General features: G+C 63.2%; 20 protein-coding genes and 1 pseudogene (1 of these 21 cut by a window edge). 4 read left to right on the top strand and 17 right to left on the bottom strand.

Translation table 11 applies throughout. From position 1 onward, the window contains the following. Window positions 1–14: 14 nt before the first annotated feature. The 3 genes from EOB49_RS12350 to EOB49_RS12340 form a co-directional block, all read right to left on the bottom strand. A complete protein-coding gene (locus tag EOB49_RS12350; protein ID WP_127381147.1) occupies window positions 15–2,759 on the bottom strand; it encodes a CHAT domain-containing tetratricopeptide repeat protein in 2,745 nt (914 codons plus the stop codon). 101 nt (window positions 2,760–2,860) lie between these two features. Continuing rightward, window positions 2,861–4,063 (bottom strand): NAD(P)/FAD-dependent oxidoreductase, encoded by a 1,203-nt coding sequence (locus EOB49_RS12345; RefSeq protein WP_245472668.1) that lies wholly within the window; start codon window positions 4,061–4,063, stop codon window positions 2,861–2,863. Window positions 4,064–4,197: 134 nt separating this feature from the next. Next, the gene (locus EOB49_RS12340) at window positions 4,198–4,608 is read right to left on the bottom strand and encodes a helix-turn-helix domain-containing protein (RefSeq protein WP_127320517.1); all 411 of its coding nucleotides are present in this window, start codon (window positions 4,606–4,608) and stop codon (window positions 4,198–4,200) included. Window positions 4,609–4,743: 135 nt separating this feature from the next. Between EOB49_RS12340 and EOB49_RS12335 the strand changes: the two genes are divergently transcribed. Beyond that, entirely contained in the window at window positions 4,744–5,637 is an 894-nt protein-coding gene (locus EOB49_RS12335; protein WP_127381145.1) for an SDR family oxidoreductase, read from the top strand. Window positions 5,638–5,694: 57 nt separating this feature from the next. On the opposite strand, the gene EOB49_RS12330 is transcribed toward EOB49_RS12335, so the two are convergent. Beyond that, a complete protein-coding gene (locus EOB49_RS12330; RefSeq protein ID WP_127272417.1) occupies window positions 5,695–7,614 on the bottom strand; it encodes a potassium transporter Kup in 1,920 nt (639 codons plus the stop codon). Between the two features lie 104 nt (window positions 7,615–7,718). Beyond that, window positions 7,719–8,459, bottom strand: coding sequence for a pyridoxine 5'-phosphate synthase (locus EOB49_RS12325; protein ID WP_127381171.1), 741 nt, complete (start codon window positions 8,457–8,459; stop codon window positions 7,719–7,721). A gap of 135 nt (window positions 8,460–8,594) precedes the next feature. Between EOB49_RS12325 and EOB49_RS12320 the strand changes: the two genes are divergently transcribed. After that, window positions 8,595–9,017, top strand: a complete 423-nt coding sequence (locus EOB49_RS12320; protein WP_127320514.1) for an STAS/SEC14 domain-containing protein — start codon at window positions 8,595–8,597, stop codon at window positions 9,015–9,017. Here EOB49_RS12320 and EOB49_RS12315 read toward each other — a convergent pair. From EOB49_RS12315 to EOB49_RS12270, 10 genes are all read right to left on the bottom strand, one after another. Further along, complete coding sequence (locus tag EOB49_RS12315; RefSeq protein WP_027034850.1) at window positions 9,010–10,137, bottom strand: ATP-dependent RecD-like DNA helicase; 1,128 nt, start codon at window positions 10,135–10,137, stop codon at window positions 9,010–9,012. The two genes, EOB49_RS12320 and EOB49_RS12315, sit on opposite strands and share 8 nt — an antisense overlap. 144 nt (window positions 10,138–10,281) lie before the next feature. Beyond that, on the bottom strand, window positions 10,282–10,641 hold the full coding sequence (locus EOB49_RS12310; protein WP_127381144.1) for a nitrile hydratase accessory protein: 360 nt from the start codon (window positions 10,639–10,641) through the stop codon (window positions 10,282–10,284). Continuing rightward, on the bottom strand, window positions 10,628–11,287 hold the full coding sequence (gene nthB, locus EOB49_RS12305) for a nitrile hydratase subunit beta (RefSeq protein ID WP_127328936.1): 660 nt from the start codon (window positions 11,285–11,287) through the stop codon (window positions 10,628–10,630). The genes EOB49_RS12310 and nthB overlap by 14 nt, the downstream gene beginning before the upstream one ends. Continuing rightward, window positions 11,284–11,907: a nitrile hydratase subunit alpha gene (gene nthA, locus EOB49_RS12300; RefSeq protein ID WP_127381143.1), complete on the bottom strand. Its 624-nt coding sequence runs from the start codon at window positions 11,905–11,907 to the stop codon at window positions 11,284–11,286. The genes nthB and nthA overlap by 4 nt, the downstream gene beginning before the upstream one ends. Window positions 11,908–11,987: 80 nt before the next feature. Then, window positions 11,988–15,149 carry an efflux RND transporter permease subunit gene (locus EOB49_RS12295; protein WP_127381142.1) on the bottom strand — a complete coding sequence of 1,054 codons (3,162 nt, stop codon included), beginning with the start codon at window positions 15,147–15,149 and terminating at the stop codon, window positions 11,988–11,990. Further along, window positions 15,146–16,402, bottom strand: coding sequence for an efflux RND transporter periplasmic adaptor subunit (locus tag EOB49_RS12290; RefSeq protein ID WP_127381170.1), 1,257 nt, complete (start codon window positions 16,400–16,402; stop codon window positions 15,146–15,148). The genes EOB49_RS12295 and EOB49_RS12290 overlap by 4 nt, the downstream gene beginning before the upstream one ends. Window positions 16,403–16,646: 244 nt before the next feature. Further along, window positions 16,647–17,243: a LysE family translocator gene (locus tag EOB49_RS12285; protein WP_127271476.1), complete on the bottom strand. Its 597-nt coding sequence runs from the start codon at window positions 17,241–17,243 to the stop codon at window positions 16,647–16,649. Window positions 17,244–17,325: 82 nt separating this feature from the next. Beyond that, window positions 17,326–17,898 (bottom strand): acetolactate synthase small subunit, encoded by a 573-nt coding sequence (ilvN, locus tag EOB49_RS12280; protein WP_023757090.1) that lies wholly within the window; start codon window positions 17,896–17,898, stop codon window positions 17,326–17,328. An 84-nt stretch (window positions 17,899–17,982) separates the two neighbouring features. Next, window positions 17,983–19,764 carry an acetolactate synthase 3 large subunit gene (locus tag EOB49_RS12275; protein WP_127272402.1) on the bottom strand — a complete coding sequence of 594 codons (1,782 nt, stop codon included), beginning with the start codon at window positions 19,762–19,764 and terminating at the stop codon, window positions 17,983–17,985. A gap of 256 nt (window positions 19,765–20,020) precedes the next feature. Beyond that, entirely contained in the window at window positions 20,021–21,190 is a 1,170-nt protein-coding gene (locus tag EOB49_RS12270; RefSeq protein ID WP_127381141.1) for a DUF6600 domain-containing protein, read from the bottom strand. Between the two features lie 420 nt (window positions 21,191–21,610). Between EOB49_RS12270 and EOB49_RS12265 the strand changes: the two genes are divergently transcribed. Then, window positions 21,611–23,431: an NAD(P)/FAD-dependent oxidoreductase gene (locus EOB49_RS12265; protein ID WP_127381140.1), complete on the top strand. Its 1,821-nt coding sequence runs from the start codon at window positions 21,611–21,613 to the stop codon at window positions 23,429–23,431. A gap of 72 nt (window positions 23,432–23,503) precedes the next feature. Here the strand turns inward: EOB49_RS12265 and EOB49_RS12260 are convergent, their stop codons facing one another. Both EOB49_RS12260 and EOB49_RS12255 read right to left on the bottom strand, forming a co-directional pair. After that, on the bottom strand, window positions 23,504–24,094 hold the full coding sequence (locus tag EOB49_RS12260) for an HD domain-containing protein (RefSeq protein WP_127268622.1): 591 nt from the start codon (window positions 24,092–24,094) through the stop codon (window positions 23,504–23,506). Then, window positions 24,091–25,242 carry a gamma-butyrobetaine dioxygenase gene (locus EOB49_RS12255; RefSeq protein WP_127381139.1) on the bottom strand — a complete coding sequence of 384 codons (1,152 nt, stop codon included), beginning with the start codon at window positions 25,240–25,242 and terminating at the stop codon, window positions 24,091–24,093. The genes EOB49_RS12260 and EOB49_RS12255 overlap by 4 nt, the downstream gene beginning before the upstream one ends. 122 nt (window positions 25,243–25,364) lie before the next feature. On the opposite strand from EOB49_RS12255, the pseudogene EOB49_RS12250 reads away from it, so the two are divergent. Continuing rightward, window positions 25,365–25,873, top strand: a pseudogene (locus EOB49_RS12250) (LysR family transcriptional regulator); it runs 366 nt beyond the window's last position.

Below are 25,873 nucleotides of genomic sequence, written 5' to 3'. Positions count from 1 at the left end.
TTGGCTCGTGGCCGTCAGTTTTCGAACATGACGAAGGCGGCCCACACCCGAGGGTCCTGCGCGCCTGATATCTCGCCGTCGCGGGCATCGCGACGGGCCTGGCGCAGCGCTTCCGGATAAGTCCGCCCGGCGGCGAGATGGCCGTAGAAGCTCACCATGAAGGCAGCGGTTCCCGCATCGTCCACAGGCCAAAGGGCTAGCAACGAGCGCTTCGCACCGGCAATGTTGATTGCCGTCGGCAGGCCGCGCAAACCGCCGACGAATGTCTCCTGGCCACGGGCCGTCTCGCAGGCGGAGAGCACAAGCAGGTCGAGATTCGACAAATCCCACATCATCAGCTCCATGCCATAGAGCCGGCCGTCATCATCATCGCGCTTCATCGATTGCCGGTTTCCCGACTGGGACAGCACGACCTCACTCTGCCACAGCGCATTCACGGCACCGACGCCGCCCTCTTTCTCGTCGCGGTAGGCACCATGTGTGGCCAGATGCGCGACCGTGGCCTGCTCGATGTCCTTGCGCAGCGCCCGTTCGCCGGCAGTGGTTCCGGTAAGGGTCTCGACCGAATAATGATCGCCGTGCAGGATCGAGGCGATCGCGTCGACCTCCTTGCGGGTACCCGGTAGCGGTTCGGCACCCTTCTCCGCACCCCGTGCGTAATCCAGGCCGCCGGCCAGCAAGCCCTTGCCGGACTTGGGAAAACTCTGATCGACGCCTGCGTTCAACAGCGATTCCGGCCGGGTCAGCATGCGCACCAGGAAGCGATCATCGAGCGACGCGCCCTTGCTGTCCTGCAGCAAGGGGAATGGCACCGAAAACAGCTTGCCGTCCGGCACCACGAAAAGCGTGTCGGCGCCGCCAAGCGACGGCTCCAGAGGTGCGATCAGACCGGCGTAAAGCCCTGTGAATGTCGCGTTCAGATCGACCAGGGTCACAGCGCCACGCTCCTGCGCGGAGCGGGTCGACCTGAGGTTTGCCATGCGGGTTTCCCGGGCGGCTGGGATGAGCCGGCGCGGATCGCCGAGGTCATAGAGCGACGGCTGCTGGTCCTTGCGCGTGACGATCGCGTAGAGCCGTTCGTCTTCCAGCGGATCGGCGCTCTCGCGGTCCGCCCGCCACTTGCGAGTGATGAAATAATCGATCAGCGCCTCGTTGGGCTTCAGCAGCGTGTTGGCCATCGGCAGAGGCTTGTCCACCACGCTTTGGTCGAAGCTGTACTTGGTCGTAACTCTCGTGATCGCCTTTTCGTACGCCGCCTGAGCCTGGTCGGGCTGTACCGCACCTGGATCGTCGGCACTGTCGCCACTGGAAGCAGCCTCCTGGTAGGCCAGGGACAGCCGTATCCCGGCCTGGATCAAATGCCGTGTCTCCATATCGTTCGGATCGATCAAACGCGACAGTCTGCGCAACTGATCCCGTTTGTCGTTTTCGAGTGTCGGCCAGCGACGCACCGCTTCAGCGAATGCCGGCACTGCCGATGCGTTGTTTTTTGCCAGCCGCGCATAGTCGTAGAGCATGTCATCGGCCAAGGCGCGGCTGGCTTCAGCGACGACCGGGTTGGCGGCCGTGCTCACCTGGAACCAATTCCAACGCAACATGTCATGGTTGAGAGCCGCAAAATCGGTGGCTGCAGCCTCGGGATTCGTCTTCGCCTTGAGGTTGGCCATGGCCTGCCGCGCGGCAAAGGTCAGCGGGTGCACCGATCCGTATGTCGATCCGGCGATGCTATAGGCCCGATCGAGTTGGTTCATGCTGTTTTCGGTATCGCCCATGGCGGCGAAATGCGCGGCGAGCAGGTTGGCGATCTTGATTGCCAATATCTCGGGATAACTCGAGTCGTTGGTCAGCGGCAGCAAGCGTGCGAGCGTCGGCGCGTCGAGCGGCTGTGCACCGGAAAGAGCCCTGGTGTAGAGCAGCCACGCATCGGCCTGCTCAATCAAATTGCCTTCCTGCTTGAGAACGACGGCGATATCCCGGTCCTGCTGAAAATAGCGCAAGGCCTCGTCGTACTTGGCGAGGTCGAGATAATCCTGAGCCGTGTTGTTGGCGCTGACCAGAACGTTGAAGTGATTTGGCCCGTAGTAGCCGATGCGTTTCTCGAGCACATTCAGGTCGTACTGTAAGGCGCGTGTCGGTGCCCCGATCTGACGCAGCATGTCGGCCAGATTGTTCTGCAGCTTCCAGGTGAAGCGATCATCCTGGCCAAGCACCCGCTCCGCAATCTCCAGATTGCGCTGGTCGACGTTGATCGCCGCAGCGATTTGACCGAATGCAGCGATCCCTGTCGCCAGCACATCGTTGGCATACATGAGTTCCAGGGATTCCGTGCCTTGGTAGTGGGCGTAGAGATTGGTTGCCGTAGCGCACATGGAAACGAAGCCCTGATAGTCTTTCTCGGCCTGTTTCAGCATTGCGTAATTGAGATAGAAATCGGCACGCTTCGCGACATCCTGCTGCATCGCCCTGGTTTTCAGGCCTTCGGCAAAAATCTCCTCGGCGTTGTCGAGGATCTGGTTGTTGAGAAATGTCGCGCCGGCGTTCGAGTAACTCTCGACCGTAAATTCATAGAGGTCGCTCCTGGCCGCATCGAGCAGCGCTGCCCGCAACTGCACGTAACCGTCGTCGAAACGCGCCACCTCCATCATCAGCTTGTAGGCCGCATCGATCCGAACTTTCAGCGCCTCTTCACTGCCTGCTGGAGCCTGCTGACCGGCTTGGCCCGGCGTCTGAGCTTGCGCCGTCGGCAAGGGCGGCGCCACGACCGAGTGGCCAGGACAGATGCAACGACCTGCATCAGGCTTAGCGATTTTCGGACTATGGACATGACAACGTTCATGCGGATCGGTCTGAGGCGAAAACTCTAGGATGCGGTCGTATCATGACCCGGATTTTGTTCGAAATCCCACCGTGTTTCCTTGAGTCCGATCCGCTTGAAGGGATTGGTCACGGTTCCAGCCACCATCGAGGCAAGGAATTGCGGCGCCGGCGGGATTTTTGCCACCGTCGCCACCAGCCTGTCGCGGATGAAGGGCAGCGCCACCGAATCCGACTGGTAGAACGGCGTGAATGCCAGCGACAGCGCCTGGAAGATGCGGACATGCCAGCGCCGCGCCTTCGCATAGGCCTCCAGTGCTGCCTCGACACTCGTTGTCAGCACCAGCGCATGGCTGAGCGCCGCCGCGTCGAGCAGCGCCATGTTGCCCCCTTGCCCGAGTTGCGGACTGGTGGAATGCGCAGCGTCGCCGATGACGGCCAATCGCCTACCGGCCGGAAGCTTCATCGTGTGGTGGCCGTAGCGGGCCAGCGAGAGCTGGTCGAAACTGTCGATCTGGCTGGTGTATGCCTCGCTCTGCGGCCACAGCCGGACCACCCTCTCCTTCCAGGCGTTCAGGCCGCGAACGCGCACCTCATCGGCATCCGACGGCTTCAGGCTCCAGAAGAAGGCCGCCATCTTTTCAGCGCCCGGCTGCGGCCGGCCGATCGGCAGCACGCCGATCATCACGCTCGCTTTGTCGTAGCGTTGCAGCAGCGCGTGCTCGTCGAAACCATCGCCGCGCCAGCCGAGCGAGGCCCAGAACGCGCCATAGGTGAGTGGCCGCGGCTCGCCTGGAGCGCTTTCGCGGCGCAGTTTCGAGCGCGAACCGCTGGCGTCGACGACCAGATCGAATGGCCCTGCCCTCCGCCCGTTGCCACAGATCAGCGTCGCCCGTTCGCCGGTCTCCAGGGCCTCGATCTCGACGCCGGTCTCGATGGCGATCGCCTCGCTCTGCGCGGCGCGGAAAAGCACGCCGAACAAAGCCGCCCGGTGCACCGCCAGCCCGAAGCGGCCACCGCGTTGCGCATCGTAGCGGACATCGAGCACGGTACGGCCAGTGGAAGCATCGGCGCCATGCAGGCGGTCGATGCGGCTGCCCAGCGCCAGTATGTCGGGAAGCAGGCCAAGATCGGCCAGCACCGTCAGCCCTGTCGGCTGCAGGATCAGCCCGGAGCCGACCGGCTTCGGTTCATCGAAGCGCTCGAAGACCGTGACCCGATGCCCGGCACGCTTGAGATAGAGCGCCACGGCCAGTCCCGCCGGCCCGGCGCCTGCAATTGCGATATCATAGGAAATGCCAGTGCCCCCAAAGCCGGATTGGCCGGACAATCCTTCAGCGGCGGGACGAAATCAAGCCGTCACCAACGGCTTTGCGCCGCAGGTCAGCCCTGGGCGGCATCAAAATCGGCGCGTGCGCCGCGCACCGCATCATGATTGAGCTCGGCCCACAGGATCAGCTGATGCAAGGCGCCGAACATCGAATGCCCGAGATCGGTCAGGCTGTACTCGACGCTCGGCGGCTTGGTCGGGAACACCTCGCGATGCACATAGCCGTCGCGCTGCAAATCGTAGAGCGTCTGCGTCAGCATGCGCTGTGAAATGTCAGGCACCAGCCGCCGCAACTCGCCGAAGCGATAGGGCTGCTCGGCCAAAGCCATCATCAGCAGCGAGCTCCATTTGCCGCTCACGCCCTGTATGACCTCGCGGACCGGACAATTGGAGAAGTTGCCGCCGCCGGAGACCGCCTTGTAGACCTCCAACTTCGATCTCAGATTGACAATCTTGCTGTCCACCGCTGGTTCCCTGCGCGTGCCTACCTCCCGAAAAACTGCCTTCTTTACGGCTCTGGGTCAATTCCTATTTTAGTGCTGGTCTCTTTTTGAGACCACCACTCGAACCGCCTTAGCGGCGCAACGTCAGGATCTTCCATGACCCAAACCCTTCTCGTCACCGGCGCTTCCGGCCAGCTCGGCCGCGGCGTCATCAACCACCTGCTGGACACGTTCAAGGTCCCCGCGGGCCGGATCATCGCCGCCACCCGCAATCCGGACAACCTCGCCGAGTTGGCGGCGCGAGGCGTCATCACAAGGGCGGCTGACTTCGACGACACACTATCGTTGGAGGCTGCTTTCAAGGGCGCCGACAGGGTGCTGATCATCTCGACCGGCGAGATCGACCTGCTACACGGCAAGCGCCTGAGGCAGCACCAGAACGCGGTTGCCGCCGCTAAAAAGGCCGGTGTTTTCCACCTTCTCTACACCTCGATGCCCAACCCGGAACCGGTTTCGCCGGTGCTGTTTGCCAATGATCACTACAGCACCGAGCAGGCGATCAAAGCGAGCGGCATCCCCTACACGATCTTCCGCAACGGCTGGTACCAGGAGAACCTGTTCATGGCCCTGCCGCACGCGATCGCTTCGGGAAAATGGTACACGTCCGCCGGCGACGGCCGCATGGCGCACGGTGCGCGCGACGACATGGCGGCAGCGATCGCCGCCGGCCTCGCTGACGCATCAAGCGAAAGCGAGACCTACACCTTGACCGGCCCGCAGGCCTACACGACGGCCGAGATCGCCGCCCTGGTAAGCGAGGTCACCGTCAAGCCGCTCGATGTCGTCCAGGTTTCGGATGAAGCCTTGACCGAAGGCGTGAAGGCGGCTGGCGTTCCCGAGGACTTTGCCCGCATCATCGTGTCGTTCGACGCCAACACGCGTTCCGGCCGCATCGCCATGGTGACGGACGCGGTCGAGACGCTTTCCGGCCGCAAGTCGAAGACGTTGAAGCAGTTCCTCGAGGCAAACAAGGCCGCGCTGGCCGGCTGAAGCGGAGTGACATGGACTGTGCCGGACGGCACAGTCCATTCGCCGATCCGGCATGGCCTAGATCGCCACCTGCGTGCCGATCTCGACCACGCGCCCGGTCGGGATCTGGAAATACTCCGTCGCGTCGGCCGCAGTGCGGGCCAGGCCGATGAACAGCCGGTCCTGCCACACCGGCATGCCGGAATTGGGCGAGGCCTTGAGCGAACGCCGCGACAGGAAGAATGAGGTCGTCATGATGTCGAACTTCCAGCCCTGCTTGCGGCAGATCGCCAGTGCGCGCGGGATGTTGGGCTGCTCCATGTAGCCGAAGGTCAGCGTCACCCGCATGAACAGCTCGTTGACCGTCTCCATCTTGACCCGGTCGCTGTCGGGCACCACCGGCTGCGGCGCGGTCACCACCGAAAGGATGACGTTCTGCTCATGCAGCACCTTGTAGTGCTTCAGGCTGTGCATCAGCGCGGTTGGCGCGCTTAGCGGATCGCTGGTGAGGAAGACGGCGGTGCCGGAGACCAGCTGCGGCTTCTTCTTCAACAAATTGCCGGCAAGGAAATCGAGCGGGATCTCGTTGCGGCGGGTCTTGTCGAACAGATAGCGGCTGCCGCGCACCCAGGTCCACATGGCCAGCACGACGGTGAAGGCCACGGCCAGCGAGGCCCAGCCGCCCTCGAACACCTTGACGATGTTGGAAGCAAAGAAGCCGACATCGATGAAGCCGAACAGCGCCGTAAGCGAGATTGCCACCCACAGCCGCCATTTCCAGATGCGCGTCATGACGACATAGAGCAGCACCGTCGTCACCAGCATGTTGCCGGTCACCGAAATACCGTAGGCCGACGCCAGCCTGCTGGACTCGCCGAAGCCGACCACCAGCATCATCACCACCAGCGCCAGCAGAAGATTGACGCGCGGCATGTAGATCTGGCCGGACTGTTTCTCCGACGTGTGCAGGATTTCGAGCCGCGGCAGCATGTTGAGCTGCACCGCCTGCCTGGTCAGCGAGAACGCGCCTGATATCACCGCCTGGCTGGCGATGACGGTAGCGGCGGTCGCCAGCACGACCATCGGGATCAGCGTCCAGCCTTCGTTCATCTCGAAGAACGGATGGCCGACGACGCCATTCTTGGCCAGCACGAAGGCACCCTGCCCGGCATAATTGAGCAGCAGGCAGGGAAACACGATCGCCAGCCAGGCCAGCACGATCGGCTTGCGGCCGAAATGGCCGAGATCGGCATAGAGCGCTTCGGCGCCGGTCACGGCGAGAAAGATGGCGCCGATGGTCACGAAGGCGACATCGGGCGAATTGATCAGGAAGGCGACGATATAGTGCGGGCTCACCGCCCACAGGATTTCCGGATCGGCGATGATGTGGTTGAGGCCGGAAAGGCCGATGGCCAGGAACCATACCGCGGTCACCGGGCCGAACACCAATCCCACCCCGCCCGTGCCAAAGCGCTGCACCGCGAACACCATGGCAAGGATGACCAATGTCAGCGGCACGACATAGGGCTGGAAGGTCGGCGTGACGACATTCATGCCCTCAACCGCCGACAGCACCGAAATCGCCGGTGTGATGACGGCGTCACCGAAGAAAAGCGATGCCCCGACGATGCCGATAGCGAGCATCAATGCTGAACGCTTGGGGAAACTGCCGCGCGCCAGCGCCATCAGCGACAGCACGCCGCCCTCGCCGCGGTTGTCGGCGCGCAGCACGAACATGATGTATTTGATGGTGACGATGATCGTCAGCGACCAGATGATCAGCGACAGCACGCCGAGAATATCGCCGCGCTGGGCGACATTGCCGCCCGACGACGCCACCAGCGCCTCGCGAAAGGCGTAGATCGGGCTGGTGCCGATATCCCCATAGACGACACCGAGCGCGCCCAGCATCAGAACCTTGGTGCTGTGCTGTTCGACTTCCGAATGGCTCGATTGTTCGACGGGTTCTGCCTCACTACCAGTGTTGGTAAGGGCCATGGACGACACTCCGATAAGCGCGCGGTGCTCTACGCTTGCTGCGATGCAATATCAAGTGCCGTCGCGTAATGGCTGCCATGCCTGCCGCGCCAGGCTGCCCATCGCTACCATCCGCAGGCCTTGAGGAACCGACCCACCGTGCCGGCCATGCCATACTCCAACGCGTCGGCTGTCAACCCATGTCCGATCGACACTTCGGCCAATGCTGGAATGCGCTTGACCAGCGCCGGCAGATTGCCGACCACCAGATCGTGCCCGGCATTGACCTGCAGCCCGGCGGCAAGCGCCGCGTCAGCGGTTTTTCCCAATCTTTCCAGCTCTTTGGCCGCTTTGGCGGAACCTGTGTGATAGCTGCCATATGGACCAGTATAGAGCTCGATGCGATCGGCACCGGTGTCGCGTGCGGCCGCCACCCAATCGGGATCAGGGTCGGAAAACAGCGACACGCGAAAGCCCCCTTTTTTCAAGCGTTTGACGATCGGTGTAAGGAACGCGGCCTGGGTGGCGAAGTTCCAGCCATGGTCCGATGTCGCCTGGGCCGGATCGTCCGGCACCAAAGTCACCTGTTCAGGCTGATGCTTTTCCACAAGCAACAGGAAATCCTCGGTCGGATAGCCCTCTATGTTGAATTCCGCGCGCGGAAACTCGTCGTCGATCAGCGACCGGATCTCAGGCAGATCGGAGTGTCTTGTGTGCCGCTCGTCGGGGCGCGGATGCACCGTCAGCCCATGCGCCCCGGCCACCAGCGCAATGCGGCCGAGGCCGGTCACGCTTGGCCACGGCAGGTCGCGCCGGTTGCGCAGCATGGCGATGGCATTGAGGTTGACGGAGAGCTTTGCAGGCATGCGGGCGGCCTCGGAAATCATTCGACGCGCCCACCTATAATGCCTTTGACGGGAACAGTAATGCCTTTGGTGGGAACAGACTGGGGGTTTCGGGTGTTCCAAGCCTGATGAACGAGCCGGGAAAGGAAAGCGCCGATGAATTTTCTCGATGAGGTTCCGGCAATTCGCCGTATCGAGACCAGCCGCGACGACCTTTTCGCCATCGATGTCGTCGGGCACGTTTCCGCGGCCGACGGTGAAAATCTTTTCGGGCTGCTGGAGGCAGCCTATGCCCTGCATCCGCGCATCGATGTGCTGGTGCGCCTCGTCGACCACGATGGCGTCGACTGGGCCGACATCGCGGACGAGACCCTGAAGCAGGGCGCCATCCATGCATTGGAACATGTCGGCCGTTGCGCAACCATCGGCGAACCGGACTGGATAGCGGACGCACAACGCTTTCTGCCGTCCCCCCCGCCCGTTGAAATCAGGCACTTCAAAGCGGAGGACGAGGCCGCCGCCTGGCAATGGCTTGCCGCGCAGCCCATCGGGGCAACAGCATCCGGCGCCCCTACCTGACGATCGTCAGCCGCTCGGCCGCCCGCGTGATGGCGGTGTAGAGCCAGCGCTGGCGGGTTTCCTTGAAGGCCCAGCTTTCATCGAACAGCACGATCTCGTTCCATTGCGAGCCCTGCGCCTTGTGCACGGTCAGCGCGTAGCCATAGTCGAAATCGTCGAAGCGCTTCTTCTGCTGCCACGGGATGTCGGCATCGGGATCCTCGAACGCCGCCTTGAGCAGCTTGATCTTGGCGACGCCGCGATCCGGATCGTCCTCTTCCGGCGACACCAGAAGGTTGATGCCGGGCTTCACCGTCTCGCGCGACGAGGTCATCACCTTCCACAGCGAGCCGTTGAGCAGGCCCTTGGCCGGATCGTTGCGCAGGCAGACGAGCTTGTCGCCGGCCTGCGGATAATCGGCGTTGAAGCCCTTGAGCTCGCGCAGCCGCTGATTGTAGCGGCGACGCGTGCGGTTGGTGCCGACCAGCACCTGGTCCGCCTTCAGCACCAGCTCCTGGGTAACGTCTTCCTTGCCGATCACCTGCGCCGTGCCATAGTCGCCACGCATGAATTCACGGCCCTCACGCACATCGAGCGCCAGCCGCAGGATCGGGTTGTCGCGCGCCTGCCGGTGGATTTCGGTCAGCAAAAAATCCGGCTCGTGGTCGGTGAAGAAGCCGCCGCCCGAGATCGGCGGCAGCTGGCCGGGGTCGCCCAGCACCAGGATCGGCGTGCCGAAACTCATCAGGTCGCGGCCGAGCTGCTCGTCGACCATCGAGCATTCGTCGATGACGACCAGTTTCGCCCGCGTAATCGGGCTCTGGCGGTTAAGCGAGAAGGTCGGCGACATCGAGGTCTTGCCGGTGACCTCGTCCGATACCGATTCCTCGCCCTTCGGCCGATAGATCAGCGAATGAATGGTGCGCGCATTGACCGCGCCCTTGGAGCGCAGCACCTGCGCCGCCTTGCCGGTGAAGGCGGCGAACTGCACCTGGCCGTCGACATGTTCGGCGAAATACCGCGCCAAGGTCGTCTTGCCGGTGCCGGCATAGCCGAACAGCCGGAACAGCTGCGGCTGGCCGGTCTTCAGCCATTGGGCGACCGCCTTCAGCGCGTCGTCCTGTTGGGGAGAGAATTCCATCAGCGCGAGAGACCGGATTCGCAAGGGAAAGACAAGACAGCCGCCACCATCATCGATGCGCCGGGACGCTTCAATGCCGCCGACGGGTCAGGCTATCAGGCGCAGACAAGAACGTAAAGGGAACATACAAGCTCACCCCACGCCTTATCGAATCGGCTGGGGATCGTTTTCCAGCAGGATCGGCTTGCCGTGCGGCGTGGCATGCGCGGCGCGCTCCCAGGCTTCAGCCATGGCGTCGACATCCGACTTCGCGGCCAGCCCTTTGGTGGCAAGCAGGCTTTCCAGCGCGGCCAGCCAATGTTCGTAATAGTCATGGCCGTCAGCCGCGGCGCCTGGCTTCTTCACTTCGATCGACAGCGCCTGCGCCCACTCGCTCCACGAAAACAGGCCCTTGTCGTGCAACGCCACCGTCATGGCGAACGCCTCAGCCTGCCACGGCTCGGCAAACACCGGCGCATCGACGCCCGGCGGCAGCTCGGGCAGATCCGTATCACGCCGGCTCAAGATAGCTCTCCCAGGCGTCTATCGAGACGCTCAGCGCCGGGTCGGCGCCCTCGCCCCAGATTTCCGGCCCTTCGAAAACCACGGTGTAGACCCATTGCGGATTTTCGCCGTGTCCATGCGCGTTGCTGTCGGGGAACACGAAACCGTCGTGCACCGTCTCAATCACCCCCTGCTTGGCGCGCGCATAGCGCGGCAGCCGCGTGTGGCCGGTCGGGTTGAGGTTTTTGGTCCGTACGGGGTCGCCGGCCTTGAACCGCGCCGGCCGCGCCACCGGCCGGTCGCAAGGACCACCCTTGGCCAGCACTGCGGGCACGTTTTCCGCCTTCAGCACCCTCTTGGGCGTCGCTGCCGGATCGACTGCCTTGCCCGCTTCGAGATCGCGCTCGCTGACGAAGCCATGGCGGTTCAACAGCACCTCCAGCGCCTTGATCCATATCTGGTAGTAGCTCGATGAATAGTAGACAGCCGGATGCAGCGATTCCCGTGCGTGCCGGCTCTCGTCGATGTTCCACGCGCCCATGGCGCCGGCAGTCAGCGTCACGCCGAGCGCCCGCCTTTCCCAGGCGGCATGGAAATACGGCTCGTCCTTTTCGGGCGCGACGGGGCCGAACCCCATCTGCCCGCCGAGATCGTGCGGCCCGTTCATGCCGGCTGCCCCTCTATTTCAGGTCTTTGGGCCAGGCCGGTCCCGATCATCGCGTCACGGCTGACCAGCTCCGCCAGCCGCTCCTCGCTCCAGCCCTCGGTGCCCTCAGGCCGCATCGGCACGACGAGATAGCGCAGCTCCGCGGTCGAATCCCAGACGCGTATTTTTGTCCCGGCCGGCAGCGTCAGTCCAAATTCTTCCAGCACGCCGCGCGGATCGATCACCGCGCGCGAACGATAGGGCGGCGCCTTGTACCAGACCGGCGGCAGGCCGAGCACCGACCACGGATAGCAGGAGCACAGCGTGCAGACGACGAGATTGTGCGTCTCCTCGGTGTTGAACACCGCCTGCATGTGCTCGCCTTGGCGGCCGGTATAGCCCAGCGATTCGATCGCCGCCGTCGCGTCGAGCTTCAGCCAGTCGGCAAAGCCAGGATCGCTCCAGGCTTTCGCCACCACCCTGGCGCCATTGCGCGGGCCGATCTTCGTCTCGTAGGTGTCGACGATGACGTCGATCGCGGCCGGATCGATCAGCCCCTTCTGAGTGAGGATGGTTTCCAGCGCGCGCACGCGGGCGGCAAACGGATCGAGTTCGTTGTCGTGGTCATGATCGTGTGACATGGCCGCAAACTACGTTTCCAGTGATGCCGCCGCAAGCGCAACGGCTTGGGCCAACGGCACATGGCGCTGGCCCTGTCACATCATTCGGCCGCCGCCTGCTGCGGTTCTGGCAGCATGTCTTCCCTAGGCTTGAACAGCGAGGGCTGATCCCCCGCTTCGACCGGGCCCGGCTCGCCCTTGCGCTTCGACCAGAGCCCGACCAGCCAGCCCGAGAAATTCTCCATGTAGACATAGATCACCGGCGTCACGAACAGGGTCAGTGCCTGCGAGGCAAGCAGGCCGCCGACAACGGCAACGCCCAGCGGCTGGCGCAGTTCGGCGCTGGCCCCGGTGCCGAGCGCAATCGGGAACGTGCCCATCAGCGCCGCCAGCGTCGTCATCATGATCGGCCTGAACCGCATCAGGCAGGCCTTGTGGATCGACTCGGTCGCGGACATGCCTTCTCGTCGCAGTTCAAGCGCGACGTCGACCATCATGATGCCGTTCTTCTTGACGATGCCGATCAGCATCAGGATGCCGATCACCGCGATAACAGACAGATCCATGCCGGCGAAGCGCAGCGCAACGACCGCTCCCAGCACGGCCGATGGCAGGCCGGTAAGGATGGTCAGCGGGTGGATGAAGCTCTCGTAGAGGATGCCGAGCACGATATAGATCGTCAGGATTGCGCCGCCGACCAGAAAACCCTGGTTGGCAAGAGAATCCTGGAAGGTCTTGGCCGTGCCGGCGAAGGTGGTCGAGATCACCGTCGGCATGCCGATCTGCTCCTTGAGCGCATTGATGCGCGTCACGCTGTCGCCCAGTGCCACGCCCTGCGGCAGATTGTAGGAGATGGTCACGGCTGGAAGCTGGCCGAGCTGGTTGACCGTCAGGGCGCCGGCCGTGCGATCGACCCGGGCGAAGGCGCCGAGCGAAACAAGACTGCCGCTCGCCGTCCTCATCTGGATGGCCAGCATCCGCTCGGGCGACCACTCGATCTTGGGATCGAGCTCGGTGATGACTTCGTAGCTGTCGGCCGAACCGAAGATTGTCGAAACCTGGTCGGTGCCGAACCCGCCATAGAGGGCGGAGCGCAACGTGTCGGTGTCGATACCGAGCTGGGCGGCCTTGTCGCGATCCACCACCAGCGTAGCCTGCAGCGCATTGTTCTGCAGGTCGCTGGTGACGTCGGTGAAGTTCGCATGATCGGCGGCCATCGCGTCGTTCAGTTTCTGCGCCCAGATATCGGTCAGGCCGGTATCAAGGCCCTGAACCACGAGCTGGTAGGCGCTGGCCGACGACCGCGAGCCCAGCCTCAAATTCTGCACCGGCTGCATGTAGGTCTCGATGCCCGCCACGCCGGCCAGTTGCTTGCGCAGGTCCGAAAGCACCTTCTCGATATCGGGGCGCTGGTCCTTGCCCTTGAGCTGGACGAAAAGCTGCCCCTGGTTGAGCGCATTGTTGCCGCTGCCCGCCGACCACGCCACATGGTCGACATAGGGCGAATGCGAGAAGACGCTGGCGACCTGTCCTTGCAGCCTGGACATGGCGTCGAAAGAGATGTCCTGGCGTGCGATGGTGGTCACCGATATCTGGCCGATGTCCTCCTGCGGGAAGAAACCCTTCGGCGAAGTCTGGATCAGCCACACCGACGCTGCCGCGGTGCCGACGAAAACGAGGAACACCAGGAAGGTATGCCGCAGGCAGAAGCTCAAGACCTTGTCGTAGCCGCGGGTGACGAGGTCCTGCTTATGGCCGGGGCCATGCTTGTCGCGGTCGGCTTTGGTCACCGACAGCAGCCGCGAGCACAGCATCGGCGTCAGCGTCAGCGACACGAACATCGACGCCAGGATGGCGACCGTCACCACGACGGCGAACTCGTTGAAGATGCGCCCGATGACGCCACCCATCAGCAGCACGGGGATGAACACCGCGACCAGCGAGATCGAGATCGAAATGATGGTGAAGCCGATTTCGCGCGCGCCCTTCAGCGATGCGTCGAAGGCCGACAGCCCGTCCTCCTCCATATGGCGGAAGATGTTTTCAAGCATCACGATGGCGTCGTCGACGACGAGGCCGACCGCCAGCGTCAGGCCCATCAGCGATATGTTGTCGATGGAAAAGCCGAACAGGAACATCGCGCCGAGCGTGGCGATCAGCGAGATCGGCACCGCCACGGCCGGGATGATAGTCGCCGTCACCCGGCGCAGGAACACGAAGATCACCATGACCACCAGCGCGATGGTCAACAGCAGCGTGAACTGGACATCATCGACGGCCTGACGGATCGAACTGGAGCGGTCGTTAAGCAGCTTGATGTCGGCGGCGGCCGGCATCTGGTCCTTGAAGGACGGCAGCATGGCCTTGACCTTGTCGACGACGTCGACAGTGTTGGCGTCGGGCTGGCGCTGCACCGCCATGATGATCGCGCGCGTACCGTCATACCAGCTCGCCGTCGTCGTCGTCTGCACCGAATCGACCACACGGGTCACCTCGCCCAGCCGCACGGGGTGACCGTTTTTGGTGGCGATGATGATGTTGGAGAAGCCGGCGGCGTCAGTCAGCTGCGTGTTGGCGGTGATGGTAAGCTGCTGCTTGTCGTTCTGCAGCACGCCGAGCGGCGTGTTGCTGTTGGCCGAGGCGACCGCCGCCTGCAGTTGATCGATCGAGATGCCGCGCGCGGCAAGCGCGGTCGGGTCGATCTGGATGCGCACCGCGTATTTCTGTTGGCCGAAGATCGAGACCTGCGCCACGCCGTCTATGGTCGACAGCGACGGCGAGATGACATTTTCCGCGAAAGCATCGAGATCGGTCAGCGGAACCGTGTCGCTGACCAGCGACATCAAAAGGATCGGCGCGTCGGCCGGATTGACCTTGCGATAGCTCGGCGGCGCCGTCATCTGCGGCGGCAATGATTTCTGCGTGCGCGCGATCGCCGCCTGCACGTCGGCTGCTGCCGCGTCGATGTCGCGGTTGAGCACGAACTGGATGGCGATCGAGGTCTGGCCAAGCGAGTTCGTCGTCGAAATGGAATCGATGCCGGCGATGGTGGCGAACTGCTTGATCAGTGGCGTCGCCACCGACGTCGCCATGGTTTCCGGCGAGGCGCCGGGCAGCGAAGCCGAGACGTTGACCACCGGGAATTCGGCGCTGGGCAGTGCCGCCACCGGCAGGAACTTGTAGGCGAACAGTCCGCCCAGCACGAGGGCGAACGACATCAGAAGGGTGGCGACAGGCCTGCGTATACAGAATTCGGAGATCATTGGGCTGCCTCGCCGGCTTTGCTCGCCTCGGCCACCTTCGGCGCGGCATCGGCCGTGGCCTTGCCCTCATGCACCGCGGCGCCGTCCTTCAGCCTCGTCTGGCCCTCAGTGACAACTTTCTCGCCGCTTTTCAGCCCCTGGCTGATGGCGCTGTTCTCGCCTTCGGTCAGCGCCACCTGCACCGGCCGCATCTCGACCGTGTTGTCCGGCTTGACGACATAGACGAACGGCCCCTTCTGGCTTGGCTGCACCGCGACCGTGGGAACCGATGTCATCTGCGGCATGATGCCGGCGTCGAGCACGACATTCACATACTGGCCTGGCCATAGCGAAAGGTCCGCATTGGGAATGCTTGCCCGCGTGGCAATCGTGCCCGACGCGGTGTCGACGCTGGAGTCGACGAAATCGAGCGTGCCCTTGCCGATCGGCGTCGGGTCGCCGTCCTTGGTCAGTGTCACCGCGCCCTGCTGCGGGTTGGCGAGCGCCTTGTGCAGCAGGGCCAGGTTACTCTCGGGAAGATTGAAGTTGACCTGCAGCGGGTCCATCTGGGTGATGGTCACCAGCGGGGTCGCCGTACTGCTGTTGCCATTGCTGACGGTGACGAGATCGCCGACGGCGACGCTGACAGCACCCAGCCTGCCGGAAATCGGCGCCGTGATCGTGGCGAAGCCAAGCTGGACATTGTCGGCGTCGATTGTCGCCTTGTCGGCATCGACAGTCGCCGCGGCAGCCTTCTGCGCGGCGACGGCCTGGTCGTAGGTCTGCTGCGTGCCGGCCTGCTTGGCGACCAGATCCTTGGCGCGCTGGAGATCGGACTGCGAGCTGGCGAGCATCGCCTGATCCTTGGCCAGCGCCGCTTGATCCTTGGCCAACTGCGCCTTCAGCGCCCGGTCATCGAGCGAAAACAGCAGATCGCCGGTCTTGACCATCTGCCCGTCCTTGACGTCGATGGACACGATCTGGCTGGACACCCGCGCGTTGATGTTGACGACGGCGGGGGAGGAGACGAAGCCGATCGCATAACGCCGGATCGGGAAATCGGCTGTCGAGGCGACGGCCGAGAGGATCGAGGCCGAGCGCCCAGCATTGTCGGCCTTCTTGTCCGAAGCCGCAGCCTGTTTGTCCGGCGCGGCAACCTGCTTTGCGCCGATGACCTTCTGGACCCTGCCCAGCGCATCAGGCGAAAGATAGAGCCACCCGGCCGCACCTAGGCAGGCGACGGCCAGCAACGAAAGAACGACTTTTCCACGCATGGTCAAAGGCCCTCTCCACCCGACACGTCGTGGTCCGATGGGTTCTATTCCAGCGCGGCCCGTTGCCGCGATTTCGCCGAATAGATAGGACACGCCTTTGTCGGAAAAGGGCCAAAAGGCGGCATTACGAAGATTTAATGTGCACTGCACAATGGATGTGCAACACGTGGCGGCTCCCGATCCGCACGGTCCGCCGAGAGTGCGAATCCCGTCCCCCTACGATCGGATGGTGGCGCCCCACGGCCTATTTAAGCATCGGCCAAAGCGTCGCCGCCAGCAGCACGCCCATGGCGATGTTGAACCATTTCAGCCGCACCGGGTCCGACAGGAAGCCACGCAGCGCCGTGCCGAACCCAGCCCATACCGAGACGCTCGGCAAATTGACGATGGTGAAAGCCACGGCGATCAACACCACCGACAGGAACGGGTGCTCGGCATTGGCATAGACGGCCATGGCGGTGATCGCCATCACCCACGCCTTGGGATTGACCCACTGGAATGCGGCCGCCTCGATGAAGCGCATAGGCCGCGCGTTCGTCTCGCCCTTGCCGGTCAGCGTGCGCGACATGGCGATCTTCCACGCGAGGTACAAAAGATAGGCGCCGCCGGCGATCTTGAGCGCGGTATGCAGCGCCGGAAACGCCGTCAACACAGCGCCGAGGCCAAGACCGACTGCAAGCAGCAGCACGAGGAAACCCATGCTGATGCCCAGCATGTGCGGAACGGTTCTGACGAGGCCGAAATTCACTCCCGATGCCAGAAGCATGAGATTGTTCGGCCCCGGCGTGATCGAGGTCACGAAGGCGTAGACAAGCAGGGCAAGGAATGCGTCGAGCGACATGGATATCCTCCCTGACAAGTCAGCACCGGAAGCCTCACTATGGAAGCTGGCTGGCGCGTTCGGCGCCAGCCCCGCCGAAGTCCTACATCGCCTGCGGGCCGCGGTTCAACGCCGCCACACCGGTGCGGCAGATTTCAACCAGGCCGAGCGGTTTCATGATGGCGATGAACTGGTCGATCTTGGAGCCCTTGCCGGTGATCTCGAAGATGAAATGCTCGGTGTTGGCGTCGATGACGCTGGCGCGGAACGCATCGGCCAGGCGCAACGCCTCGACCCGGGCCTCGCCGGTGCCGGCGACTTTGACCAGCGCCAGTTCGCGCTCCAGCGGCCGCTCCTGACCGGATTCATGCGAACGCACGGTCAGGTCGACGACGCGGTGAACCGGCACGATGCGCTCGAGCTGGTGCTTGATCTGCTCCAGCACATGCGGCGTGCCGCGCGTCACGATGGTTATGCGCGACAAATGCTTCTCATGCTCGGTCTCGGAGACGGTCAGGCTCTCGATGTTGTAGCCACGCCCGGAAAACAGGCCGATGACCCTGGCAAGCACGCCCGGCTCATTGTCGACCAGCACGGAAAGCGTGTGGTTTTCCGGCTTTTCCGTCTCCTTGGCGATGAAATAGGCGGAGCCGGTCGGTTGTAGCTGTGCGTTCATGACATGAATCTCGATTTCAAGCTCTTGAGCTAATTCTTTGTTTGCGCAGGGCTTCTCGCGACAGCCCTGCCTTGGTTCTGCCGGCTACACCAGTTCCCTGCCCTTGGCGTCGATGGCGTTGGCCACCGCCTCGTCGGTCGCCTCGTCGGGCAAGAGCATCTCATTGTGCGCCTTGCCCGATGGGATCATCGGGAAGCAGTTGGCGAGCGTCGCCACGCGGCAGTCGAACAGCACCGGCTTCCTGACCGAGATCATCTCCTTGATCGCGTCGTCCAGTTCGTCCGGCTTCTCGCAGCGAATGCCGTGTCCGCCATAGGCCTCGGCCAGCTTGACGAAGTCGGGCATCGCTTCGGTGTAGGAATGCGACAGCCGGTTGCCGTGCAGCAGCTGCTGCCACTGCCGCACCATGCCCATATACTGGTTGTTCAGGATGAAGATCTTGATCGGCGCATCGTGCTGCACGGCAGCGCTCATCTCCTGCATCGTCATCTGCACCGAAGCGTCGCCGGCGATGTCGATGACCAGCGCGTCGGGATGCGCGATCTGCACGCCGAGCGCCGCCGGCAGGCCGTAACCCATCGTGCCCAGCCCGCCTGACGTCATCCAGCGGTTCGGCTTCTCGAAATGATAGTGCTGCGCCGCCCACATCTGGTGCTGGCCGACCTCGGTGGTGATGTAGGTGTCCATACCCTTGGTCAGTTCGTAGAGCCGCTCGATGGCGTATTGCGGCATGATCACGTCGTTGTTCATCTTGTAGGCGAGCGAGTCGCGCGCACGCCATTTGGCGATCTGCTCCCACCAGGGGTAGAGCGCCTTCTTGTCAGCCTTGGCGCTCGCGCGCCACAGCCGCACCATATCCTCCAGCACCCGGCCGACATCGCCGATGATCGGCACCTCGGTGTGGACATTCTTGTTGATCGACGACGGATCGATGTCGATGTGGATCTTCTTCGAGTTCGGCGAGAACGCGGTCAGCCGGCCGGTGATGCGGTCGTCGAAACGCGCGCCGATGCAGATCATCACGTCGCAGTCATGCATGGCCATGTTGGCTTCATAGGTGCCGTGCATGCCGAGCATGCCCATCCAGTTCTTGCCCGATGCCGGATAAGCACCGAGGCCCATCAGCGTCGAGGTAATCGGGAAACCGGTAAGATCGACCAGTTCGCGCAGCAGATGGCTCGCTTCCGGGCCGGAATTGATGACGCCGCCGCCGCTATAGATGATCGGCTTCTTGGCGCTGGCCATCAGCTCGACCGCCGCCTTGACCTTTTCCAGGTCGCCCTGGACCTTAGGCTGGTAGCTGGTGCGCGGCGCGATCTGCGGCGGGACGTAGAATCCCCTGGCGAACTGCACGTCCTTCGGAATATCGACGACGACCGGACCCGGACGGCCGGTGGTTGCGACATGGAAAGCCTCGTGGATGGTGGCGGCGAGTTCGTTGACGTCCTTCACCAGCCAATTGTGCTTGGTGCAGGGGCGCGTGATGCCGACCGTATCGCATTCCTGAAAAGCGTCGGAGCCGATCAGCGAGGTCGGCACCTGCCCCGTCAGGCAGACCAGCGGGATCGAATCCATCAGCGCGTCCTGCAGCGGCGTCACCGCATTGGTGGCGCCGGGGCCGGAGGTCACCAGCATGACGCCGGCCTTGCCGGTCGAACGCGCATAGCCTTCGGCCGCATGGCCGGCGCCCTGCTCGTGGCGCACCAGTATGTGTTCGACATCGTCCTGCTGGAATATCTCGTCATAGATCGGAAGGACAGCGCCGCCGGGATAGCCGAAGACATGCTTGACGCCATTGTCCTTCAGCGCCTGCACCACCATTTCGGCACCTGTCATCTCGCGCCGCTCGTTCTGTCCGTTGCTCATCGGTCTGGTCCCGTACTGTCGCCATTGGGCGTTTGCTGGTCGTTTAGTCGTGTTTCAGGCAATAAAAAAGGCCCCCGAGGGAGCCTGTGTCTTGCGCATGGGGGGTTTTCGCCCGGCGGTTACACCGCCTTGCCCACGCGCTTTCCTACGAGAATGAGTGCCGTTTTCATGGTGGCGGACACTAAGGGCGGGAAAGGCGGCCTGTCAACGGGAAAAATCGCGCCGGCGCGCGCAGCGTGCCGGCGCGACTGCGGTGTCAGCCCGGCGCCTTGCAGCGGGAAACGCGTGGATCGCATTTGGACGCCTTCCTGGCCTGCATCTTCGGATGGTGGGGTGCCATCCTTGCCGGGGCATGGTGCTGGGGCATGCGCATTGCCAACGCTTGCTGATGCGGCTTTTGTTGCTCGGCTCCGCGTGCAAGACGCTGCCCCGAAACCGGCTTGGGCGAAACCGGCTTGCGCGAAACCGATTTGGGCGAATCCCGATTGAGCGACGGTTTGACAACGATGCGTCCGTCGCCCGCGGTCCTGTCGGCATGCAGCTTGAGCGCATCGGCCTTCGCGCCGTTGCCGGCGGCCATCCGCTTGCTCACCGGCTTCACGACCACCGGATTGCTGGCAGCCACCGCGCCGGGGGAATTGGCCTTGTTGCCGGTCGCAGTCTTGGGACCCGCCAGGATTTGCCCGTTCCCCTTTGTATTGCCGGCAAGCCTCTTGATCTCGGCGCCCCTGGAAACATCGAGCCGTGCACTGGCAAACACGCCTTTGCGAGGCGGAACCAGTTTTGCCGCCTTGATCGATTCGATGACGGGCTTCGGGAGTTGCTGCAGCCGGGGTCCGGCATTGATTGCAACGACCTGATTGCCAAGTCGCACGCGCGGTGCATTGTTGACCACGACCGTCTGGTTGATGATCGTCGTGTTGCGCACGATGACGACGTTCTCCTGCACCGGCCGCACCACCCTGACCAGATCGACCGCGCCGATCGCCGCCACAGGCACGAAACACCACCAGGCGTCGTCGAAGGCGACACCGACGTCGGGCGGCGCTGGAGCCCAGCCGACATCATTGCCGCCCTGACGCCACACCACCCAGGCTGGCGCCCATTGATCGCCGGCGATCCACACCCAGCCGAAATCGGGATCGTAGGCCCAGCGGCCATAGTGATAGACGACATCGCCGAATGGCTCGGTGGACTGCCAGTACCAGCCATCGTCGGTCCAGACCCACCTGCCTTCGGTGTAGGGCCGCCATTCGGTACGGACCGAGGGAACCCAGACATCGCCGTAGCGTGCCGAGGTTCGCCATCCGCCATAGTTCGAAAGCCTTTCGCGGACGGTGACGGCAATTTCCGCCGCATGCGCCTGCGTTCCGGGCAGCACCAGCGGGCCGGTCAGGGTCGCGCTCAAGGCCATGACCGCGGCCATTGCTGCTGCGCGTCCACGCCGGCCGAGGGAGCGACACGAAGACGCTTGGATAAAAGGTGTGATGATCATAACGGGCTCCAGAGTTCCGCATCCAGAAAATCCCGGGAACCGCGCTGTTGCCCGCCACCGCTTCCCGGATTCTCACCGATCGGTTGTCATCGGCCCCGGTGACCGCATTGCGGCATTTGACCATCAATTCTGCGCGACCGGCGCGGCATTCACAAATGGAACGTTCGTTTCCGGCGCCGGAGCGATTCCGAAACCGCCTGGCGATCTCATTTCTAGGATAGACCATTGAAATCGCTGGAAACTATGGTGGGGCGTGACGAGGGCCGCCATCTCTGACGATACTTGATCGTCCGGCGGCAAGCCCGGCGGAGCGACCACCATGACGATCTGGATTTCACGGGAGGAAACCTGATGCTCGACAAGCCCTCTAGCAAGAACACGGCCCCTAGCAAGAAACTGTCCGACCTGCTCGATCAATTCGGCGCCGCGCTTGCTGCCAATGACGTCGAGAAGGCGGTCAATTGCTTTCAAGATGATTGCTACTGGCGCGACCTCGTTACCTTCACCTGGAACATCAAGACCATGGAAGGCCGCGACCAGGTCCGCGACATGCTGAAAAGCCAATTGTCGAACACCAGGCCGTCGCACTTCGCCATCGCCAAGGGCGAGGACGCGACCGAGAGCGGCGAACTGATCGAGGGCTGGATCAGCTTCGAGACGGAGGTGGCACGCGGCTTCGGCCATGTCAGGCTGAAGAACGGCAAGATCTGGACACTGCTGACCACCATGGCCGAACTGAAAGGCCATGAGGAGCCGGCAGGCTTCGCGCGGCCGATGGGCGCCAGGCACGGCTCGGGCAAGAACCGTCCGACATGGAAAGAAGAACGCGAGAGGGAAGCCGCCGAGCTCGGCTTCAAGACCCAGCCCTATACGGTCATCATCGGCGGCGGCCAGGGCGGCATCGCGCTCGGCGCGCGGCTGCGGCAGCTTGGCGTGCCCACCATCATCATCGAGAAGAACGAGCGGGCCGGCGACAGCTGGCGCAAGCGCTACAAGTCGCTCTGCCTGCATGACCCGGTCTGGTACGACCATCTGCCCTATATCGATTTCCCCAAGAACTGGCCGGTCTTCTCGCCCAAGGACAAGATCGGCGACTGGCTGGAAATGTACACCAAGGTGATGGAGCTGAATTACTGGTCCTCGACCGAGGCCAAAAGTGCGTCCTATGACGACAAGACGAAGGAATGGACCGTCGTCGTCCACCGCGACGGCAAGGACATCACGCTGAAGCCCAAACAGCTGGTGCTGGCAACCGGACAGTCCGGCAAGGCCAATCTGCCGAAATTCAAGGGCATGGAGACCTTCAAGGGCGACCAGCACCACTCGTCGAAGCATCCGGGTCCCGACGCCTATGCCGGCAAAAAGGCCGTTGTCATCGGATCCAACAATTCCGCCCATGACATCGCAGCGGCACTTTGGGAAGCCGGCGCCGACGTCACCATGGTGCAGCGCTCGAGTACCCATATCTCCAGGTCCGACACGTTGATGGAAATCGGACTGGGTTCGCTCTATTCGGAGCAGGCGCTGCAGAATGGCATCACCACCGCCAAGGCCGATCTCATCTTCGCTTCGCTGCCCTACAAGATCCTGCACGAGTTCCAGATCCCGGCCTATGCCGAGATGAAGAAACGCGATGCGGCGTTCTACAAGGGATTGGAAAAGGCGGGTTTCATGCTCGACTGGGGCGACGACGAGTCCGGCCTGTTCATGAAGTACCTCAGGCGCGGCTCTGGCTATTACATCGATGTTGGCGCCTCGCAGCTGGTTATCGATGGTTCGATCAAGCTGAAGAGCGGCGTCGACGTCGAAGAGATCAAGCAGCACTCTGTTCTGCTCAGCGACGGGTCGGAACTGCCTGCGGACCTCATCGTCTATGCCACGGGCTACGGCTCGATGAACGGCTGGGCCGCCGATCTGATATCCCGCGAAACCGCGGACAAGGTCGGCAAATGCTGGGGCCTCGGCTCGAACACCACCAAGGATCCCGGCCCCTGGGAAGGTGAGCTGCGCAACATGTGGAAGCCGACGCAACAGGAGGCGCTGTGGTTCCACGGCGGCAATCTGCACCAGTCACGACACTATTCGCAGTTCCTGGCGCTGCAGTTGAAAGCCAGGCAGGCCGGCTTGGCGACGCCGGTCTACGGGCTGCAGCAGGTGCACCACAAGGGATAGGCGAGCGCCATTCCTGCGGAGTAAAAAAGGAAGGAGGCATGGCTTGCACCCTGCCTCCTTCCTTCGAGGGAATTACGCCGGCTTACCCGCGGCGAACTGCGTCACCACCCGCTGCAGCAGCGGCACGTAATCGCGAAACGCCCGTGTCTTCATGTTGGCGATCTTGCCGCTCTCGTCCCAGATGCGGACCCGGACCGCTTCCTCATGGAACGGGTTCTTGCGGAACTCGGCCACTTCATCGGCGCTCATCGGCCCGCCCTGCAGCGACAGCGTATGCACCGAGGCCTGCGACAGCCTGCCGAAATAGGTCGGGTCGGTGGCGCAGAGATAGCGCTTGGCCGCGACATGCAGCCTGACGCATTCGACGATGACCGGCGGAAAGAACGGCGCCAGCACCTCGCCGCCGGCCTCGTCATGATGCTTGTCCTCGACATCCTCGGGCGAATAGGTGCCGAACTCGCTGGTGTAGTGGCCGATGTCGTGCAGCAGCGCCGCCGCCACCAGCTCGTCCGGCGCGCCGTCCTGCTCGGCGAACCAGGCGCCCTGCAGCATGTGCTCCGACATGGTGACGGGTTCGCCGAGATAGGATTCGGCACCCCGGCGCTCGAAGATGTCGGCGATGAACTCGACGATGGTGTCCGCGTTCAAATCCTGGCCGCTCATTCCGCCGCCTCCTTGAACCCATGCTCGATTGCGGCCAGCGTCGACAGCAGACCGTCCTTGTCTGCGTAACAGCCCTGCAGCCAGCGCTTGCCGGTACCGGAAAACGCTTTGCGGGCATGCATGACGCGCGTGTTGTCGACGATGAACGCCTGCCCCGCTTCGAGCTTGAACGTCACCTCGAAGGATGGATCCTCGATCAGTTCCGCAAACCGGCGATAGGCGGCGTAGTACGCTTCCATATCGCTGAACTGCACGTCGACCGTCGGCGCCAGCGAGCGGTTGTTGAAGCGGATGCAAATCAGCTCGCCATCGGGCCCGAGCTCGATCATCGGCCGCTTCGCCTGCAGCCGCACGCCGGAAGAGCCGGCATATTCGAAGCGCGCCGGGCATGAGCTCAACAGGCGGAAGCCTTCGGGGTTCTCAGCCTGCAGCGCAGCCGCGACGGCAAACCCGTCGACGACGCTGGATTCGCCGCCCTCAACCGTATTCTCGATGCAAGACAGGATCTGCAGCGTCGGCACAGGGTCGCGATAGGGATTGTCGGTGTGCGCCTGCAGGCCAAGATTGGTGTAGGCGAGATTGTTCGGATTGACCTCGGCGCGCACTTCGAACCAGCGTCCGTAATTGGTCTCCCTGATGTAGCCGAACAGATCGGACACTTTGCACAGCGCCCCGGATTCGGTCGGCAGATCGTCCATCACCGCGAAGCCATAGGTTTTCACCGCCGACAGCCATTGCCCCAGCACAGCACGATCGCGGCTGGCCGCAACATAGCCGGCGCGCGGTACCGAATTCTGCATCGAGGCCTTGGTCCATCGCACGGTGGCCTCGCCTGTCCAGCCCGGCTGGCGGCCTGCGTCACGATCATAGGCATTGGCGCTCAGCCATGCCGCGGGAAAGCTGACCGTCTTCTGCTCGGGCACGAAGCTGACTTCCAGGGCGCCGCCTTTGATCGACGCGGCGCCGATCCTGGTGTTGGCGGGAATGTCGAGAATGGTGATGAGCCGTTGACCATTGCCGGCGCTGCGCGTCTTGTCGTCCAGCGCATTGTCGCGCAGCCACATGGCGTGAAAACGGCTGCGCGACCCGTCCTGCCAGCCAAGGTCGATTGTTCTGCCTTCGTCGCCGATCAGCGCGTGGGTGAGCATGGAGATCCGTTCCTGTTCATTGCGTCCCCCGCAGCCTGATCCGCAGGGTTTCGATTGCATGTTGATCGCGCGACAGGCATAACTCAAATTATCATTTTTTGGCCAATGACTGCAGAATACTAATGGCTCGTACAAATACACCCGTGCCGCCTCTGGACTGGCTGCGCAGTTTCGAGGCGGCGGCGCGGCTGTCGAATTTCACCGCGGCGGCAGCCGAGCTCGGTCTCACCCAGGCAGCCGTCAGCCAGCACATCCGGTTTCTCGAGGAGCGGCTCAAGACACGTTTGTTTTCGCGGCTGGCGCGGGGCGTCGCACTGTCGCCGGAGGGGGCAGCCTACCTGCCTCACATCCAGTCGGCCTTCGCCACCATCGGCAACAGCACCGCGGAACTGTTCGAGCCGCGCGCCGTCCAGACCGTGACCATCCGGGCGCCGATCTCCTTTGCCTTGCTGATGCTGGTTCCGGCGCTGCCCGATCTGGCAAAGGCATTGCCGCGCATCCAGCTCGATCTGGTGACGATCCATCGCCCTGCCGACTACGATCTGCCGGGCTCGGTGCTCGACATCCGCTTCGGCAACGGATCGTTCCCCGGACGCGAAGCCGACAGGCTGACCGCCGAGCGGCTCGTGCC

Origin of the sequence: Mesorhizobium sp. M7A.F.Ca.MR.148.00.0.0 (assembly GCF_003997735.1) — a bacterium.
Lineage (GTDB): Bacteria > Pseudomonadota > Alphaproteobacteria > Rhizobiales > Rhizobiaceae > Mesorhizobium.
The sequence above is the reverse complement of the archived record's forward strand: the minus strand, read 5'-3'. Positions and strand labels throughout refer to the sequence as shown.